Origin of the sequence: Bifidobacterium sp. M3-N-101 (assembly GCF_023656805.1) — a bacterium.
In the GTDB taxonomy this organism is placed as follows: Bacteria; Actinomycetota; Actinomycetes; order Actinomycetales; family Bifidobacteriaceae; genus Bifidobacterium; species Bifidobacterium breve.
Map to the genome: position 1 here is coordinate 24225 of NZ_JAMOKQ010000012.1, position 17675 is coordinate 41899.

Annotated in this window: 11 protein-coding genes, 2 tRNA genes, 2 pseudogenes and 1 riboswitch; of the genes and pseudogenes, 6 read left to right on the forward strand and 9 right to left on the reverse strand. The window is 59.2% G+C overall.

The genetic code is table 11. From position 1 onward, the window contains the following. Positions 1–294: 294 nt before the first annotated feature. Positions 295–960 (reverse strand): annotated as a pseudogene (locus NBH12_RS09775) (MFS transporter). A 338-nt stretch (positions 961–1298) separates the two neighbouring features. Here NBH12_RS09775 and NBH12_RS09780 point away from each other — a divergent pair. Continuing rightward, positions 1299–3122, forward strand: a complete 1824-nt coding sequence (locus tag NBH12_RS09780; protein WP_134859369.1) for an AMP-dependent synthetase/ligase — start codon at positions 1299–1301, stop codon at positions 3120–3122. Between the two features lie 272 nt (positions 3123–3394). Here the strand turns inward: NBH12_RS09780 and NBH12_RS09785 are convergent. The 5 genes and pseudogenes from NBH12_RS09785 to rplS form a co-directional block, all read right to left on the reverse strand. Beyond that, a pseudogene (locus tag NBH12_RS09785) lies at positions 3395–3505 on the reverse strand (L-ribulose-5-phosphate 4-epimerase); the annotation flags it as partial. A 169-nt stretch (positions 3506–3674) separates the two neighbouring features. Further along, positions 3675–4790: a LacI family DNA-binding transcriptional regulator gene (locus tag NBH12_RS09790; protein ID WP_015438436.1), complete on the reverse strand. Its 1116-nt coding sequence runs from the start codon at positions 4788–4790 to the stop codon at positions 3675–3677. A 161-nt stretch (positions 4791–4951) separates the two neighbouring features. Then, the gene (locus NBH12_RS09795; RefSeq protein ID WP_404979201.1) at positions 4952–5812 is read right to left on the reverse strand and encodes a ribonuclease HII; all 861 of its coding nucleotides are present in this window, start codon (positions 5810–5812) and stop codon (positions 4952–4954) included. 24 nt (positions 5813–5836) lie between these two features. Beyond that, positions 5837–6760 carry a signal peptidase I gene (gene lepB, locus NBH12_RS09800; RefSeq protein WP_032739257.1) on the reverse strand — a complete coding sequence of 308 codons (924 nt, stop codon included), beginning with the start codon at positions 6758–6760 and terminating at the stop codon, positions 5837–5839. 168 nt (positions 6761–6928) lie between these two features. Then, positions 6929–7294, reverse strand: coding sequence for a 50S ribosomal protein L19 (gene rplS, locus NBH12_RS09805; protein ID WP_016462247.1), 366 nt, complete (start codon positions 7292–7294; stop codon positions 6929–6931). A 326-nt stretch (positions 7295–7620) separates the two neighbouring features. Next, positions 7621–7777: riboswitch (M-box (ykoK) riboswitch) on the forward strand. 308 nt (positions 7778–8085) lie between these two features. Here rplS and NBH12_RS09810 point away from each other — a divergent pair. Together NBH12_RS09810 and NBH12_RS09815 are read left to right on the forward strand one after the other, a co-directional pair. Continuing rightward, positions 8086–9876, forward strand: a complete 1791-nt coding sequence (locus NBH12_RS09810; RefSeq protein WP_003831712.1) for an ABC transporter permease — start codon at positions 8086–8088, stop codon at positions 9874–9876. 121 nt (positions 9877–9997) lie between these two features. Beyond that, entirely contained in the window at positions 9998–11416 is a 1419-nt protein-coding gene (locus NBH12_RS09815) for an ABC transporter ATP-binding protein (RefSeq protein WP_003831713.1), read from the forward strand. Positions 11417–12226: 810 nt separating this feature from the next. Here NBH12_RS09815 and pgi read toward each other — a convergent pair. After that, the gene (pgi, locus tag NBH12_RS09820; RefSeq protein ID WP_065464317.1) at positions 12227–13927 is read right to left on the reverse strand and encodes a glucose-6-phosphate isomerase; all 1701 of its coding nucleotides are present in this window, start codon (positions 13925–13927) and stop codon (positions 12227–12229) included. A gap of 358 nt (positions 13928–14285) precedes the next feature. Between pgi and NBH12_RS09825 the strand changes: the two genes are divergently transcribed. From NBH12_RS09825 to NBH12_RS09835, 3 genes are all read left to right on the forward strand, one after another. Continuing rightward, positions 14286–14358, forward strand: a tRNA-Thr gene (locus NBH12_RS09825). 94 nt (positions 14359–14452) lie between these two features. Continuing rightward, a tRNA-Leu gene (locus NBH12_RS09830) sits at positions 14453–14533 on the forward strand. A gap of 268 nt (positions 14534–14801) precedes the next feature. After that, a complete protein-coding gene (locus tag NBH12_RS09835) occupies positions 14802–15803 on the forward strand; it encodes an AEC family transporter (protein WP_003831715.1) in 1002 nt (333 codons plus the stop codon). A 125-nt stretch (positions 15804–15928) separates the two neighbouring features. Here NBH12_RS09835 and NBH12_RS09840 read toward each other — a convergent pair whose 3' ends face one another. Further along, the gene (locus NBH12_RS09840; protein WP_052828329.1) at positions 15929–16702 is read right to left on the reverse strand and encodes a non-canonical purine NTP pyrophosphatase; all 774 of its coding nucleotides are present in this window, start codon (positions 16700–16702) and stop codon (positions 15929–15931) included. Positions 16703–16823: 121 nt separating this feature from the next. Then, entirely contained in the window at positions 16824–17588 is a 765-nt protein-coding gene (gene rph / locus NBH12_RS09845; RefSeq protein WP_052828342.1) for a ribonuclease PH, read from the reverse strand. Positions 17589–17675 lie beyond the last annotated feature (87 nt).

Here is a 17675-nt window from a genome sequence, read left to right on the forward strand (position 1 = left end):
CAAGGGGCTGCTTATCCATGAAACCGCAAGTAGTAACGGCTTTACACCAACGTCATTCCGCCATTTTGGGTCAGTTTCTACTTGGGCATCAGCCCCTTGAAACGGAGATAGACCTCCGGCAAAGGCCAAATCCGCCCCTTGAAACGGAAGTAGGCACCCCCACGAAGCGAAACCGGCCCGTGTGACTGCGCCAACGCCCTCTGGCGGCGGTTGCTCTTCACCTATTCCATGCAAAAGAGGCATGAAAAAAGCCGCCTGCGCGCAACTTTCCGAAGAAAATTACGCTACAAACGGCTATTCACACAGAGCAAGCAAGCAGCTGGGAATCAGTACTGCTTCTGCGCATTGGCCAGCGCTTCGGCTGCGGCCTTGGTGGCGATGGCACGCTCCTTGGCACGGGCGAGCGCGGGCCAGCTCGGCCTCGGCGGCCTTGATGTCGGCCTCGGCCTGCTTGAGGTCGGCGGTGGCACGCACCACTTCGAGCTGCGCGTTGGACCGCTTCTCGCCCTTCGGCTTCCACAGATCGGCGATCTCTTCCAGCGTCTTGTCCTTGGTCTCAGGCACGAAAGTGACCACACCAAGGAAGCAGATCAGGTTGGTGCAGGCAAACACGAGGAAGGTGCCCATACCGCCAATGGAGCTAATCAGCATCGGGGTGAACTGGCCGATGGCCCAGTTAGTGGCCTACAGAAACACTGTGCAGATACCGGTGGCGCGGCCACGCAGGTAGGTCGGGAAGAGCTCCGGAATCATAATCCACGGAATCGGGCCCATCGAGAAGGCGAAGCAAGAGGTGAAGCACATCACGAAGATGAGCATGCGCAGCTGGTAGTTGTTCGCATAGGAGAAGGAGATACCGAGGGCGAACAGCACCATGAGGCCGGAGCCGACCGCCATGAGCTTCTTACGGCCAGCGGTATCAATCAGGTACATGCCCACCACGGTGAACACGAGCTCGATGCCGCCCCCAGCCCGTACGGACCCCTAAATGAGACTTTGTGGCAAATCGTTGTCAAACCGTTATCTTTCATACAAATTGCGCCAAGCCACTTACACAATTGATGCACTGTGTTACTCGCACGGCGCCAGGCGACTGGCAATACATCCACGGTTCTGGACAACCGATGACGGACAGTGACAGCGCACTTCTGCAGTCGCCCTTGTAGACAACCGACAAAAGCATCCGCGCAACTTTTTCAGTGCGCACAACGCGCCGTATCTTACGCAAGCGTAACCTGTGTTGTCAGAATGGCTCGAATTGTCAACCCGCCATCATGTTTGTAAGGAATAACGGCCGTATGCTTACCGAATACACCACGCCCGGCGGATCCATCGAGATCCGCGATGACCAAACCATCTATTCACTGCTCACCGACCGACTGGCCCGCACCGGTGCCGACACGGTAATCGCAGCCAAGAAAATCGGCCCGGGGCGTTGGCAGAACGTCACCACCGGCGAATTCCACGAGCGTGTGGTCTCTGCCGCCAAGGGTCTCATCGCTTTGGGCATCACCAAAGGCGACGCGGTCACTATCTTCTCCTCCACCCGCCTTGAATGGGGCATCCTCGACTTCGCGCTGGCTGCAGTGGGCGCAGTGAGCGTGCCGATTTACGACACTGACTCCGCCCCGCAAGCCCAGCGCATCATGAACGATTCCGCGGTCAAGCTGGCCTTTGCCGACAACCGCGAACGCTATGACCGGCTCGATTCGGTCAAGGACCACTGCCCCACGTTGAAGCAGATTCTTATGATTGACGGCAACGCACTGGGTGCTTTGGAAGGCCTCGGCGTGGCTGTCTCCGACGAAGAGCTGGACGAGCACGTGGCCACCGTGCGCACCAATGACCTGGCCACCATCGTGTATACCTCTGGCTCCACCGGCAACCCGAAGGGTGCGGAGCTGACCCACAAGAACTTCGTGTCCATTACCATCGCCGCCTCGCAGGCGCTGCATGAGGTGGTTCTCGACGATCACCCGCGATTGCTGCTCTTCCTGCCGTTGGCCCACTGCTTCGCGCGATTCATCCAGTACGCCTCCATCGCCTCCGACGACGGCGTGGTCGGCTACCTGCCGGACACCAAGTCGCTGCTGCCGGATCTGCGTTCCTTTGAGCCGACCTACCTGCTGGGTGTGCCGCGTGTGTTCGAGAAGGTGTACAACGCCGCCTCGCACAAGGCCGGCGCCGGCTGGAAGGGTCACCTGTTCTTGAAGGCCGCCGAGGCAGCGCGCGTCTGGAGCCGCAAGGAGCAGGCGGGCGAGCAGCATACGTTTGCCGAGATCGCCGAGCGCGCCAAGTACGAGACGCTCGTCTACCGCACGGTTCGTGGCGCTCTGGGCCCGAAGATCAAGTACGTGGCTTGCGGCGGAGCGCCGCTGTCGCTTGATCTGGCGCATTTCTACAACGGCATCGGACTGCCGATGATCCAGGGCTACGGCATGACCGAAACCGCCGCCCCATTCGCCGCCACACGCGTGACCGACAATGTGATCGGCACGGTGGGCCAGCCCGCTCCCGGCTCCTCGATTCGTATTTCCGATGAGGGCGAGCTGCAGGTCAAGGGCCCGAACGTGTTCCGCGGCTACCATAATCTGCCCGAGAAAACGGCCGAGGCGTTCACCGCCGACGGCTGGCTCAGGACCGGCGATTTGGCCGAGATTGATGACGAGGGCCGCATCATCATCACCGGCCGCATCAAGGACATTATTATCACCGCCGGCGGCAAGAACGTCTCCCCCATCCCGCTGGAGGAGGAGATCGCCAAGTGCCCGATCGTGGAGCATTGCGTGGTGGTGGGCGACCAGCGCCCGTTCATCGGCGCGCTGGTGACGCTCGACCCGGAGTCGCTGGCCATCTGGCTGCCCGCACACGGACTGTCCACGGAGACGCCGGTTGACCGTCTGGCCACGAACGCCGCAGTGCGCGAAGAGATCCAGCAGTACGTGGATAAAGCGAACGCGACGGTTTCGCGCGCCGAGTCCGTGCGCAAGTTCGCCGTGTTGGATACGCAATTCACGCAGGAGAACAAGTGCCTGACGCCGTCCCTCAAAGTGGTGCGCCCGGCTGTCAACCGCGTGTTCGCCGATGCGATCGACAGCGAAATCTATAACGGCAAGCGGTGAGCCACCGTTCCCTAATCTGACCAATCTGATAATGGAAGAGGCCCCGCGCCGGTCCTCTTCCATTTTTGTAGGTAAGCACTTACCGATACCGCCACGTGGCACCACCGCCCATCTTGGAGGCGATTTCGCAGTCTCCATCGACGTCACCATCTGGACTTACCTGCTCAAGCTGCCATTGGTTTGACGGTTAACATCAATTCGATACAGTGGCGGCAATATTTATCGAGACGAAGGAATGCTGCGTTATGGCCACTGAACGTCCGCTTGTTGCGGCCATGGTTCTGCATGAGGACAGCCGGGGACTTCGGGTACTTCTTCAGGGTCTCGATGACGCCCTCACCGATGGCCTCAGAGCCGACGAGGCGGAACGGGCCAACCGGCACGCCCTCCAGCGAAGCAAAACCACCAGCAACCGGGAAATAAGCCCCGCTGAACGGCACTCAGCGAAGCAAAACCACGAGCAAACCGATAATCCACCCCGCTGAACGGCACTCAGCACAGCAAAATAGCGGTTTGACCGAGAGAATGCCCCAAAAAAGCTAATCCGTTGTTCTACCGCCGCGGGGCGGGACCGAGGGAACGACGGGCACACATCTCAGCGGGAATCAACCCCACGCCATGCTGCTGGGACAGGAACGTCGGTTCCGTCCCCTCCCCCAACAGTCGCAGCGTCTCACGCATGGCGGCCACGCCGAGCCCCTCGAAATCAGGGTGCACGGTAGTCAGCGGCGGATACAGGTTATCCATACCGGCCATGTCATCGAAGCCAACCACGCTGATATCCTGCGGAATCCGCAGGCTATGCTCATGCAGCGAGCGCACAACGCCAACGGCCTGATTGTCGTTCGCGGCAACAACTGCGGTGGGCAGCGGCACACCAGTGCGACCATACTCGTCCAACAAATGATTCATATGCGCATATGCCTCATCGGCATCCCAAGTGTGACAGCGCACGATCTGCGAGTCAATAGATCGGGCCGCGGCCAGCTTGCGCCAAGCGTCAAGGCGAGTATGGGCGTCACGCCACTCGTTCGGGCCAGCGAAGTACAGGGCGGACTTATGGCCGTACTCCCCCAGCAGACTCACCACCTTGGCCATCGCTCCCCACTGATCGATGCCGACCATCGCCGTACGGCGTTTGTTTGCAGTGGAAATCAGGCTCATCCCCTCGCGCACGGTCATCTGGCCGTGGGTGGAGGTCACAATCACACGCGGCTGGTTGACGCGCGCACGGCAGGCGGCAGCGAACATCACATCAGTCGGGGTCAGGAAAATGAAGGCGTCAACGTTCTGCTCATTGAAGGTGTCGCACAGATTGTCGAAGTCGGACTGCGTGCACAGAGCCTCATGCACCATCATCACGCTCATGAACAGTCCATGTTCGCGGGCGATAGATTCGATGGAGGTAATGGCGGAAATCAGACCAAAGAACTTCAGGCCGCCAGCGATCAAACCGATAGTACGCGAACGGCGGGAGGCCAAGGCACGAGCGGAATTGGAGGGACGATATCCAAGCTCGTCAATGGCGGCCTGCACACGGGCACGCGTGGCATCAGACACATCCGGTGAATCGTTGATCACACGGGATACGGTCTGGTGACTGACCCCGGCGAGTTTGGCCACCTCGAACATGGATGGGCGCTTGTTTGGTTTGCGGCTGGTCACCATACTGCCCGAACCTCCCCGCTGGCGGCCGAATTCCGTGCCCGGCCGTGCTGCACCTTATTAATTATTGACTTTAGCGCGCCTGAGGCGATTTCGCGTGAGCGCTCACATTGTCGTGTCGCGAATCGGTCTGGAGCCACTGCGCTGCATGGCAATCCGCAACATCAGGTCAAATGCCAGGAAGTGCGATGCAGTGGAGTCGGTCCATACTCGGCGATGGCCGCACGATGAGCCGCGGAACCGTAGCCCTTGTTGTGATCCCACTCATAGGCGGCATAGCGCGGATTGCCCTGCGCGATGGAGACCATCAGCCGGTCACGGGTGACTTTTGCGATAACCGCAGCAGTCGCCACGGTGGCACAATGCTGGTCACCCTTGACTTTGGTGGTCACGTCAGCCGGGATCGGCACATCCGGAGCGTCAAAGGTGTTGAGGGCCTTGGTGATGTAATCGCTGGGGCCATCGAGAATGGCGCCGATGGTGATGGGCCGTCGGCTCGGCAAAGGCCTCCCCTCAGTAGCCGTAAGGCAGCTCCCCTCCCGAGGGGAGCCAAATTCGCTTCCCACACCAAGGTCACGCTCGACCTGATTGAGGGCACGCAAAGCGGCCACGCCGAGCGCATAGGTAATGCCCCACTCATCGATTTCGGCATTGCTGGCCTGGCCGACGGCATAGGCAGCGCACCAACTGCACAACTCATCGAAAATGGCTTCACGCCGGTGCTCGGTCAACATTTTGGAATCGGCCACACCGGCAGGTACGGACAGATATGGAGCGGGATCCGGGGTGATCACGCCTGCATCGGTGCCATTGTCACCGGACACACGCGAAGAGGCGGCAGAACCATCGGCCTGAGCCAATTCGCCATCGGCATCCGGTTTCAAATCACGAGCCCAAATGGCAGCGCACCCGACCATGACCGGGCCGGCCAACGCGCCGCGGCCAACTTCGTCAAAGCCAACAATAAGGTCATAGCCTTGGGAGGCAAGGCTTCGTTCAAGATCAAGCGTTGGGGTAATCATCATTTCGCCTCACAGGCAAGGCGCCGCTCAGGACGCGGAGCCGGACGACGCGTCGGGAACGTCCTTGAACACATCATGGTGAGATGCCAGAAGCCCGATATGGTTAATCGGCCAGTAAATCGCCAGGCCTGTGCCCACCACGTCATCAATGGGAACCAAGCCATGGTCATTATCGTTCTGATGGTAACGGGAATCGGCTGAATTGGAGCGGTTGTCGCCCATAACAAACACATGCCCTTCCGTGACGGTCACGGAAAACGGGAAGGCGCTGGGCTCTACTCCCGGGCGAATGTACGATGATTCGTCAATCTCCACACCATTGATGGTGATTGGCTGGCCGGCCCCTTTGCACTCGACCACATCGCCGGGCATGCCAATCAGTCGTTTGATCAGGAATCCGCCACCGATGGCGTTGCTTTGCTCCTCATTCAGCCAGTTGTTGGGATCCTTGAACACCACCACATCACCGCGCTGCAGATTGAAGATTTTGCTGGTCATCACACGATCGCCGGGTACAAAAGTATCCATCATCGAGCGAGAAGGAATCTCATAGAAGCCGACGAGGAAGATGCGCACCAACAGCACGATGAGGATGGGCGTGCCACACCAAATCGCGAAATCACGCAGCGTGAATCGATCGTCACCCGTTCGCGCCGCCGCAGAATCGGCGTGCTTGGCCCGCGAACTGCGAGAAGAGCGGATGGGCGCGGGAGGAACCGGAGACAACGCGACACCGTGGTCCGCCACCTGGAAGGTCCGCGAGTCACGAGCATCATCGTCCAATGGAGGCTGGTAAGCACCGGAATCAGCCGGATCGTCACCGGAAAAATCGTATGCAGCGGAGCGGGTGGTAAGAGGCTCATCAGTCGCGGATTCCGCAGTGCTCGACCCATTCCAGATTTCCAGAGTGTCAAGGGCCGGGGATTCACCGTTGTCCTGATCGTCCTGCATGGCGTCTCCTTGCGATTCATAATGCCGGGCATGGTCGTGTTGCCGGCGAGCGTCCATCATACGCGAGCAAAACGAAAACAGCCCGGAACCCGAACGGTTCCGAGCTGAATTTCACGGTTTATTTGTGTGAACCGAATATCGGCTGCGCGATCAAACCTGTGTGACGACTCACTTGGCAGAGTTGTCGCGGCGCTCGACGATACGAGCGGCCTTACCGCGCAGAGCGCGCAGGTAGTACAGCTTGGCGCGACGAACGCGGCCACGACGCACGAGCTTGATGGAGTCGATGGACGGGGAGTGCAGCGGGAAGCGACGCTCCACACCAGTGCCAAAGCTGATCTTGCGGACGATGAAGGTCTCGCGAACACCAGCACCCTTACGAGCGATCACCACACCGGTGAAGGTCTGGATACGGGAGTTGTTGCCTTCCTGAATCTTCACGTTCACGTCGACGGTGTCGCCGGGACGGAAAGCCGGGATTTCCTCGGCCGGCTTCATGTGCTTGGCGTCAAAAGCCTCAACAGCGTTAACCATTGTTGTTCCTTCAGTGCTGCCGCATATCAGCCCCAGGTTGGGGCCATCCGTCGCGCTCATGCCGCTCGCCTTTGGCAGCTGCATGGCTGGTGGCCTGTTCTTGTTATCCTTCGGGTTTGCCCTCGGGAAGCCTGTCAATCCGCCGAAAGTCGGGCTTCTCAGCCGTTCGGACTGGACTCGTGGAGACGCGGGCTTATGCGGCGGCCCGTTTCTCGACACAGCAATCGTCAATTGTACGGATTATTGCGGACAGAACGGCTGCCGGATGGCATTCCAACGCCAAGGCACTGCGACGTAGTTGACAGGCTTGCGGTCGGGCATTATCTTGGGAGCGTCGGTAGGCGAGGCTACCGCAGGGATATGGGTTGCTGCCGCTAACAGTGGAGACACTGCACGCTGGTCAACAGTTCTTGTCGGATCAAGGCATGAACTAATGCAATTCCACCGCCCTGCGATGCTAAAGCTTGAACGATGGCTCGAATCGGCGGATTCGAATACTTTCCGCCCCTCCTGCTGGTCGCAAGGATACCGACGACGGTATGGTTTTGCGCCGCGAGCGCACGACGGCAAGGAGGTGAGAGTCCGATGGACGGTGATTATTCCAGTAGTTCCGCCGCCGGCAACAGTCATAGTTGTTGCGGCGATGATGTCTTGTCTCGTTATTCCGTTATCCGTCAAGTCGGGCTCCTGCCCGTATCGCTCCTTGGCTCCCCTCGCTGAGATGGACCAAGGACGCCCGCCCCGGATAACCCTTGCATAATTTGTCTTTCCTATGCATAGGGAGGTCTTCCATGACCATGTTTTCGTTCAACCATGCCGCCATGCGCCCAAGCTCGCCGGCACGAAACCCCTCCACTTCCTCGGCCGACCGTCAACCGTTCGCCGTGCGTCTTGCCGCCGACGCGCTGGTCATCGCCGGCATTTTGGCACTGTTCGGCTTGATCGCCTGGATTCTGCCGGCCATCGGCGAGCCCATCGGCCCGAAAGGCGTGCCGTCATCGGTGAGTACGAATCTTGCCGACCTGCCGTATTACGCGCTGCGTTCAGTATTCCGTATGTTCGTGGCGCTGTTCTTCTCGCTGGTATTCACGTTTGTGTACGGCACGGCGGCCGCGCGCTGCCGCAGGCTCAGCCGCGTGCTGATTCCGCTGCTGGACATCCTGCAGTCGGTGCCGATTTTGGGCTTCCTCTCCGCCACCATCACTATTTGGATGGTGCTGTTCCCCGGTTCGATGCTGGGTGTGGAAGCCGCGTCGATTTTCGCCATCTTCACCAGTCAGGCATGGAATATGGCGTTCTCGTTCACCCGGTCCCTGACCAGCGAGCCGCGCGAACTCGATGAGGCGGCCCGCTCCCTGAGGCTTACCCGCTGGCAGCGATTCTGGACGTTGGACGTGCCAAACGCAATGATTCCGCTGCTCTGGAACTGCATGATGAGCGTGGGCGGGGGCTGGTTCTTCCTGACCGCGTCCGAGATGATTTCAGTCAACAATCACACGTATGCATTGCCCGGTATCGGCAGTTTCGTGGCGCAGGCGGCGGCCGAGGAGAACCTCGCGGCAATCTGTTGGGCCATCGTGACGATGGTGGCAGTCGTGCTGCTGATTGACGTGCTGCTCTGGAAACCGCTGACCGCGTGGGCCGAGAAATTCCGCATTACACAAAGCGAGTCCGCAGTACGCAAGACCAGTGCAGTGCTGACCATAATCCGCCAGTCTCATATCGACGAGATGCTTGACCGCCTCTTTCAGCCGGTCGGCGAGCTGTTCGACACGCTGACCCGGCCGCTGGGCCGCACCGGAGGACGCTGGTCCGTTGAGATAAAGTCCACCCGAAGCCACGTACTTGACGTGCTCTTTATGGTGGTCGTCGTGGCGGCAAGCGCGTTCGGGGTAATCGAGCTCATGCTGGTGATTCACCGCGATGCGGGCTTTGACGAGTTGGGACATGCGCTCGCACTCGGCATGCTGACCTTCCTGCGAGTGGCGCTGCTCACCATTGTTTGTTCGGTGATATGGGTGCCTGTTGGGGCTTTAATCGGCATGAATCCACGGGTCTCGCGGTTCATGCAGCCGATTGTGCAGGTACTGGCCAGCTTCCCCTCGAACTTCACGTTCCCGTTCGTGACGCTCTGGTTCGTGGCGTGCAGCGTGAATATCAATTGGGGCAGCATCCTGCTGATGGCGTTGGGCACGCAATGGTACATCCTGTTCAATGTGATCGCCGGGGCCAGCCAGATTCCCGACGATCTGCGTGAGATGACGCGCAGCTTCCAGCTGGGGCGCTGGCAGCGATGGCGCGAGCTGATTCTTCCGGCAGTGTTCGGGTCGTGGGTCACGGGCGGTATCACGGCAGCCGGCGGCGCATGGAATGCGTCAATCGTTTCGGAAATCGTCAGCTACGGACAGCGCACGTTGACCGCTTCCGGGCTGGGCGCTTACATTGCCGAGGCCACGGAGAACGGCGACACCGTGCGCACCATCATCGGCGTGGCTGTGATGAGCGTGTTTGTCGTGGCAGTCAACCGCCTGTTCTGGAATCCGCTGCAGCGACTGGCTGAACATCGATTCGCGCTGAATTAATGACGTTATATGGAGCTCCCCTCAGTCGCCTTTGGCGACAGCTCCCCCTCAGGGAGGGTAGCTGAATGCGAAGCGGGCTGAGCCCCTCCCCCAAAAAAATTAAGGACTTAAGGAGAACACTATGACCATCGCAAAAGAAACCATTCGTTCGCTGCGGGCGGTGACCCCGCAAAGCACCATCATCGAAGCACGGCACATCAGCCAGCGCTTCACGGCGGACAACGGCACCGAGCTCACCGTGCTGCACGACATCTCATTCAACCTCTACGAGGGCGAGATCGTTGCGATTCTGGGCCGTTCAGGCGCCGGCAAGTCCACATTCTTGCGTGTACTGGCCGGACTGGTCAAGCCCACCAGCGGCACGGTCAAGTATCGCGGTGAGACTTTGACCGGGCCGAATCCCGGCATCGCGCTCGTATTCCAAACCTTCGCACTGATGCCGTGGCTCACGGTGCAAGACAATGTGGAGTTGGGTCTCAAGGCACGCGGCATGCCGAAGGCGAAGCGCACCAAACTGGCGCTGGATGCCATTGACATGATTGGCCTGGATGGCTTTGAATCGGCATATCCCAAGGAATTGTCCGGCGGCATGCGGCAGCGCGTGGGCATCGCGCGCGCATTGGTGTTGCAGCCGGATGCACTGTTTATGGATGAGCCGTTCTCCGCGCTGGATGTGCTGACTGCCGAGAATCTTCGTCAGGAAGTGCTCAAGCTGTGGTCGAGTGAACAGCGCAGCATCAAATCGGTGCTGATGGTTACGCACAACATTGAAGAGGCCGTGGAGATGGCCGACCGTGTGGTGGTGCTGGGCTCGCATCCGGGACATCTGATCGCCAATGTTCGGGTCGATTTGCCGCGCCCGCGCGACCGTCACAGCGCGGCATTCGAGGCGATGGTGGACAAGCTGTATGCGATTTTGACCGGGCAGACCACACAGCCCGCGCAGCCCGCGCACAAGGCCGAGGCTCCCGAACTATCGGCATCGAGTGCGAACGTGCCGGCCATGGATGAGACCAACCTGCAGACGGCTGAACCCCTAGAGAAGATCAAGGGCCGGCCGTTGCCGAACGCCACACCGGGCGGACTGGCGGGCTTGCTGGATGTGGTTGCCGAGCATCCGGACGGCATCGACTTGGCTGACCTGGCATCGGATCTCTCGTTCGAGGTCGATGACCTGTTCCCGCTGGTGGATGCCGGCACGCTGCTGCATGTAATCGTCGTGCGCGACGGCCATGTACAAATCACCGAGGCTGGCGACGCTTGGCATCAGGCGGATATTCTGCGCGCCAAGCAGGTGTTCGCCTCGCTGGCAATGGAGCATGTGCCGCTGGTACGCAATATCGAACATGCGTTGCGGCACGCCTCGGGCGGTCATCTGCGTGGCGAACTCATGCTGGATCTGCTGCACGCGCGGTATTCCGACGAGGACGCACACCAGCAGTTCGCCATCGCCGTGGAGTGGGGCCGTTACGGCGAATTGTTCGATTACGATGCCGACGACGACCTGCTGACGCTGGATGAGGCGAATAAGGGTGCCTGAGCGTTGCTTCCCGCACCAAGGCATTCGCCCATCATTTCCGATACCGGACGCGATAAAGGCGACCGAGCACACTGGCGATGCGGGCGATGCGATAACCGACCTACATAGTGCCTTTATACCTGCAACCTATTTCGAGAGCCCCATTTATGAATTTGTCTGCAGGTAAAAGGTGCCGTTTTATAAGCTTATTTCGAGCTTATAACCTTCTCACTTATATTTTTACAGGTATTTGCAGGTATAACGGGTCTATTTACGACCCATATTTGCAGGTATAAAGACACCATTAAGACGATTGCAGGTATTTGGTGTCAATGTGGAGGACGTTTGAGGCTCTAACTCGATGCAAAATACCTGCGACCTTTGTAAAAGACACCTTTATACCTGCGAATAGGCGTCAGAGCGGAATGACCACGTTCAATTCCTCTGACAGACTTCAGCCCGCATATGCTAAGGGCCCGGCATCCGGAGATGTCGGGCCCTTAGCAGGATTCCTCAGTCAACTTTCTTGAGGAAGGCGAATCAGAACTCGCGACGTGGGCAGTCGCCAAACTGCCCACCAAACAGCACAGCTACGGTCGTGCGAATCGCAAATTCTGACCGAGCGCTAGCGAATCAGAACTCGCGCCATGGACGGTCGCCAGACCGACCATCAAACAACACAGCGCGGCGCGCCAACCGCGAGTTCTGATTGAAGCGACGCAGGAGCGGAGATCAGAACTCGCGCCATGGACGGTCGCCAGACCGACCATCAAACAACACAGCGCGGCGCGCCAACCGCGAGTTCTGATTGAAGCGACGCAGGAGCGGAGATCAGAACTCGCGGTTGGCGCGGTAGAACTTGATCAGGCTCTGGGTGGAGGCGTCCTGGGCGGCGAGGGCTTCGTCGTCCTGGGAGATGGCCGGGGTGATCTGCTTGGCAAGCTGCTTGCCAAGCTCGACGCCCCACTGATCGTAGGAGTCGAGGCCCCAGACGGTGCCTTCCACGAAGGTGATGTGCTCGTACAGGGCGATGAGCTCGCCGAGTGCGAACGGGGTCAGGGCCACACCGAAGATGGAGGTGGTCGGACGGTTGCCGGAGAACACGCGGGCCGGAACGATCTCTTCCGGAGTGCCCTCGGCGCGAACCTCGTCAGCGGTCTTGCCGAATGCCAGAGCCTTGGTCTGAGCGAAGTAGTTGCCCAGGAACAGCTCGTGCACGTCCTGGTCGCCATCCTTGGTCGGGTTCGGGGTGTTGACGAACGCGATGAAGTCGGCCGGGATGAGCTGGGTGCCCTGGTGGATCAGCTGGTAGAAGGCGTGCTGGCCGTTGGTGCCGGGCTCGCCCCAGAAGATCTCGCCGGTCTCGGAGGTAACGGGGGTGCCATCCCAGCGCACGGACTTGCCGTTGGACTCCATGGTCAGCTGCTGCAGGTAGGCCGGGAAGCGGTGCAGGTACTGGTCGTACGGCAGCACGGCGTGGGAGGCAACCTTGAAGAAGTTGCGGTACCAGACGTTGAGCATGCCGAGCAGCACCACGACGTTCTTCTCGAACGGGGTGTTGGCGAAGTACTCGTCGATCTCGTGGAAGCCGTGCAGGAACTCCTCGAAACGAGCCGGGCCGAAGACCACGGCGAGGGAGGTGCCGACGGCGGAGTCGACGGAGTAACGGCCGCCAACCCAGTTCCAGAAACCGAACGCGTTGTTCGGATCGATGCCGAACTCCTCGACCTTCTCCAGGTTGGTGGAGACGGCCACGAAGTGCTTCTTGATGGCTTCAGCCTTCTGAGCCTCATCACCCTCGGCGATAGCGCCGTTGGCGGCGAGCTCCTCGAGCAGCCAGGTGCGGGCTTCGCGAGCGTTGGTCAGGGTCTCCAGGGTGGTGAAGGTCTTGGAAACGATGATGAACAGGGTGGTCTCCGGGTCGAGGCCCTTGGTCTTCTCGGCCAGGTCGTTCGGGTCGATGTTGGAGATGTAGCGAGCGGAGATGCCAGCGTCGGCGTACGGCTTCAGCGCTTCGTACACCATGACGGGACCCAGGTCGGAGCCGCCGATGCCGATGTTGACTACGGTCTCGATCTTGCGGCCGGTCACACCGGTCCACTTGCCGGAACGAACGTCGTCAGCAAAGGCGTAGATCTTGTCGAGGGTCTCGCGCACGTCCTTGACGGTGTCCTGACCGTCAACGATGTACCTGCCCTCATCCTCAACCGGGCGGCGCAGAGCGGTGTGCAGCACAGCGCGGTCTTCGGTGTTGTTGATGTGCACGCCGGAGTACATAGCCTTGGTACGCTCGTCAAGCTTGACGGCCTTGGCGAGGTTGGCGAACAGCTGGAGGGTCTCCGGCTTGATCAGGTTCTTGGAGAGGTCGAAGTGCAGATCGCCAGCGTCGAAGGACAGCTTGTCGACGCGCTCGGCGTCATCGGCGAACCACTTCTTGAGGCTGACACCCTCGGACTGAAGCTCGTCATAGTGCTTCTGCAGGGCGGCCCACTCGGGGGTCTGGGTGGCGTCAACGGGCGGATTGATGGCCATAGGATTCCATTCCTTTCATCAGTGACTGGAGCGCCTGTGCATACAGCTCACACACGCTCCGTATCACCAAACAGAATACTCACAAATTCAGACATAAAAAGAACAAAATTATTCAATTGAGATAAATGACATCGATTGCACCGTTGCGTTAACCATAATACCGCAATCTCAGGCCGCAGTCACGACTAAACAAAGCCATTCCCAACGGAATTCGACTCACTTGTCGCGAAAGATTCGACGCCTGCATACCAGCGAAATCATGTGCGACACCACCAATCATTCTTGATTGGACTTTTCGCGGGGTTACTTTATACTTGACTTCTTGTGCGCGGCTGGCGAAATGCCTCCCGCGAACCAAGCCACTTTAGCTCAGTCGGTAGAGCGGCTCACTCGTAATGAGCAGGTCGTCAGTTCGATTCTGACAAGTGGCTCGAACACCCTAGGCTGGTTCGTCCACCTAGGGTTTTGCATATCGCCCAATACGCGCAGGTTCCGAACGAGCCGGTGCCGTTGAGCGGCGTGCACGCGCGAGTGGCGGAATTGGTAGACGCGCAGGATTTAGGTTCCTGTGTCTTTGACGTGTGGGTTCAAGTCCCATCTCGCGCACTGGTTAAGACCTCCCAGAACCACTGAAATACCAATGATTCTGAGAGGTTTTCTTCTATCATTCCCGCTGTAAATATGATGGAAAATATGAGATTTTCGATGGTTCAAAACCGAAAACGGTTGAGCCAGAGATTCTGTTTTTCATATGGTTTGCGGCCTGTTTCCGCCCTTCCGGCACCCACTCGTCCACGGTGTGGCGATGATATCGCGCGATATCCGAAATACGCGGACAATAGAATCTATCAGAGGCTAGATAAGGGAGAGAGTTGTGTCCGCCATACTGACGCCGGTCGGCCTGCTGCTAATCATGCTCGCCGGATACCTGTTCAAACGCTTCGGATTGTTCGGACAGAAGGATTACCGCGTATTGCAAACCGCCGAGTTCAATATCGTGCTGCCGGGGGCCATCGTCTATTCGTTTGCTACCAATCCGCACGACGTCTCACTGCTATGGGTCTCCCTGTTCGCTTTTCTGTTCGCGGCGCTCCCCGTCGTGTTCATTTTTCTGGCCACACGCAAACGCAATGTGACCGACCGCGCATTCCTGATGCTCAATGGAGCCGGCTTCAACCTCGGCTGTTTCTCGTTCCCCGTGGTGCAGTCGTTCTGGGGCGCAGGCGCAGTGGTTCCGGCCGCTATGTTCGATATCGGCAATTGCATTATGGTGGCTGCTGGCACCAACGTGCTCACCCAGCAATTGCTGCACATCCGCCCCGGCAAGACACTTGCCGAGCAGCATGCCGGCGCCGCACCCACCCTGCCATACACGAAACCCAAAGACAAGGACGCCAAACGACTCGCCCGGCGAGCGCTGCTAGGCACCATAGCTAAAAGCTTCTTTGGGTCGGTACCGTTCGATACCTATCTGGTGATGATTGTCGTCACGCTGGCCAACGTGCCCATTCCCGACTGGATTGCCTCAATCTGCCAGCCATTAAGCGGCGCGAACGCCTTGGTGTCCATGCTGATGGTGGGCATGCTGATGGATCTGCCGCAGTCCAAGCATGACGTCAAGGAAGTACTGTCCGTGATTGCCTGGCGAGTGCCGTTCAGCGTCGCCTTTGCACTGGTTTCCTGGTTCCTGCTGCCGTTCTCGGCTTCAGTCCGCGCCGTGATGGTGATTTGCTCGCTCGCACCGATTGCCATATTCTCCACGTTGTTCACCGACAAGGTACTGGGCAACGCCAAGCTTGCGGGCTTCTCGCTGGCGATTACGGCAATGATCGCATTGGTGATGATGGCCGTGGCGCACGCACTGATGGGCGTGTGACCGCATATGTAGCCGTGTGGGTTGACGGGAACAATTGAGCCGGTGGTTCCAGAATGCATCTGGAGCCACCGGCTCAATTGATATGTATTAAGGTCTCTATGGTCTCCGCCGCAGGAGGCAGCAGTTCAGTCGGCTAGTAGCGCTTCGACTGCGGGAATCAAGGCCTTGAGCGCCTTGCCACGATGGGAAATCGCATTCTTTTCCGCTGGAGTCATTTCGGCGCTGGTCAACGGCTCGCCCTCATAGTCAGGCTCGGTGCTGGTACGGCCAGCCGGCTGATCGTCAGGCACGAACAGCGGGTCGTAGCCGAAACCATGCTCGCCGCGAGGCTTACGGATAATGACGCCCGGCATTTCGCCGAGTTCCACTGTTTCGCTAGCGATGGCGTATCGCGCCGAGATCGGAGCGGGGCCGCCATCCGCGGCCGTGGTGTGGGCAGAAGACAAGGCAGCCTCGCCACCATCTGCCACCCCACCGGTCACGTCGGCACCAGCTTCGGTGTCCGGCACCACCAGAGCTGCGGCGCAACGGAAGCGGGCGGTGCGCTTGGCATCTGGAATGTCTTCGATCTGCGCGAGCAACAGTGCATTGTTGGCCTTGTCATGACCGTGGGCACCAGCCCAACGGGCGGACAGGATGCCGGGGGCGTTGCCCATCACGTCAACGATGAGGCCGGAATCATCCGCGATGGCGGGCAAACCGGTACGGCTGGCCACGTCGCGGGCCTTGAGCAGGGCGTTTTCTTGGAAGGTCACGCCGGTTTCCACCGGGTCGGGAAGATGAAGGCTGCCGGCAGACACCAGTTCGATGTCGGCGGCGGCCGGGCCGAGATCCTCCTCAAGGATGCGGCGGATTTCAACGAGCTTACCTTCGTTATGAGTGGCGACAACGATTTGCATGATGGATTCCTTGCTATGTGTGTCGAGTCCCCTCAGTCGCCTTCAGCGACAGCTCCTCTTAAAGAGGGGAGCCATGGTATGCGCGCTGACTGAGGGAAGTCTACGACGAATGGCTAACGACTCAGTCCAGTGCCAATGCGGCACGCTGGGCTGCTTGCAGTTCCTTGTTGCCTTTTTCGGCCAAATCAAGCAGAGTGCCAAGTTCGGCACGGTTGAACGGGCGATGTTCGGCAGTGCCCTGAATCTCAATGAACGTGCCGGAACCGGTCATGGACACGTTCATATCGGTCATGGCCTGGCTATCTTCGATATACGGCAAATCCAGCATCGGCGTGCCGTTAATCACGCCTACAGACACGGCGGAGACATAGTCCTTCAACACCTTGTCTGCAGATTTGATATGGCGGTTCTTCTCCGCCCAGTTGACCGCATCAACCAGCGCCACATATGCACCGGTCACAGAGGCGGTACGGGTGCCGCCATCGGCCTGCAGCACATCGCAATCAAGCTGAATCTGGTTCTCGCCCAGTGCCTTCATATCGATGACACCACGCAGGCAGCGACCAATCAGACGGCTGATCTCATGAGTGCGACCGCCAATCTTGCCACGCACAGATTCACGATCAGTGCGCTCGGAAGTGGCACGCGGCAGCATCGCGTATTCAGCAGTGACCCAGCCAAGGCCGGAATCCTTGCGCCAGCGGGGCACCCCCGGCGTAAAAGTGGCGGTGCACATCACGCGGGTGTTGCCGCATTCAATAAGCACCGACCCCTCAGGGGCATCGGTAAAGTGACGGGTAATGCGCACAGGACGCAGTTCATCAACCTTGCGGCCGTCGGCACGAATAATCTGGCAATCGCCTAGCATATCTTTGATTTCAACCATGCGCCCCAGCATACGCCACCCGCCCTATGCTGCGAGTGCAACGATGTTGTCTTAACAACGGGTAATTCACTACCATCACACCATCGC

Coding starts and splice junctions, on each gene's coding strand:
- pgi (WP_065464317.1), bottom strand. CDS start 13,927: ATGGCCATCAATCCGCCCGTTGACGCCACCCAGACCCCCGAGTGGGCC.
- NBH12_RS09780 (WP_134859369.1), top strand. CDS start 1,299: ATGCTTACCGAATACACCACGCCCGGCGGATCCATCGAGATCCGCGAT.
- lepB (WP_032739257.1), bottom strand. CDS start 6,760: ATGCAGGACGATCAGGACAACGGTGAATCCCCGGCCCTTGACACTCTG.
- NBH12_RS09810 (WP_003831712.1), top strand. CDS start 8,086: ATGACCATGTTTTCGTTCAACCATGCCGCCATGCGCCCAAGCTCGCCG.
- rplS (WP_016462247.1), bottom strand. CDS start 7,294: ATGGTTAACGCTGTTGAGGCTTTTGACGCCAAGCACATGAAGCCGGCC.
- NBH12_RS09815 (WP_003831713.1), top strand. CDS start 9,998: ATGACCATCGCAAAAGAAACCATTCGTTCGCTGCGGGCGGTGACCCCG.
- rph (WP_052828342.1), bottom strand. CDS start 17,588: ATGGTTGAAATCAAAGATATGCTAGGCGATTGCCAGATTATTCGTGCC.
- NBH12_RS09790 (WP_015438436.1), bottom strand. CDS start 4,790: ATGGTGACCAGCCGCAAACCAAACAAGCGCCCATCCATGTTCGAGGTG.
- NBH12_RS09840 (WP_052828329.1), bottom strand. CDS start 16,702: ATGCAAATCGTTGTCGCCACTCATAACGAAGGTAAGCTCGTTGAAATC.
- NBH12_RS09795 (WP_404979201.1), bottom strand. CDS start 5,812: ATGATGATTACCCCAACGCTTGATCTTGAACGAAGCCTTGCCTCCCAA.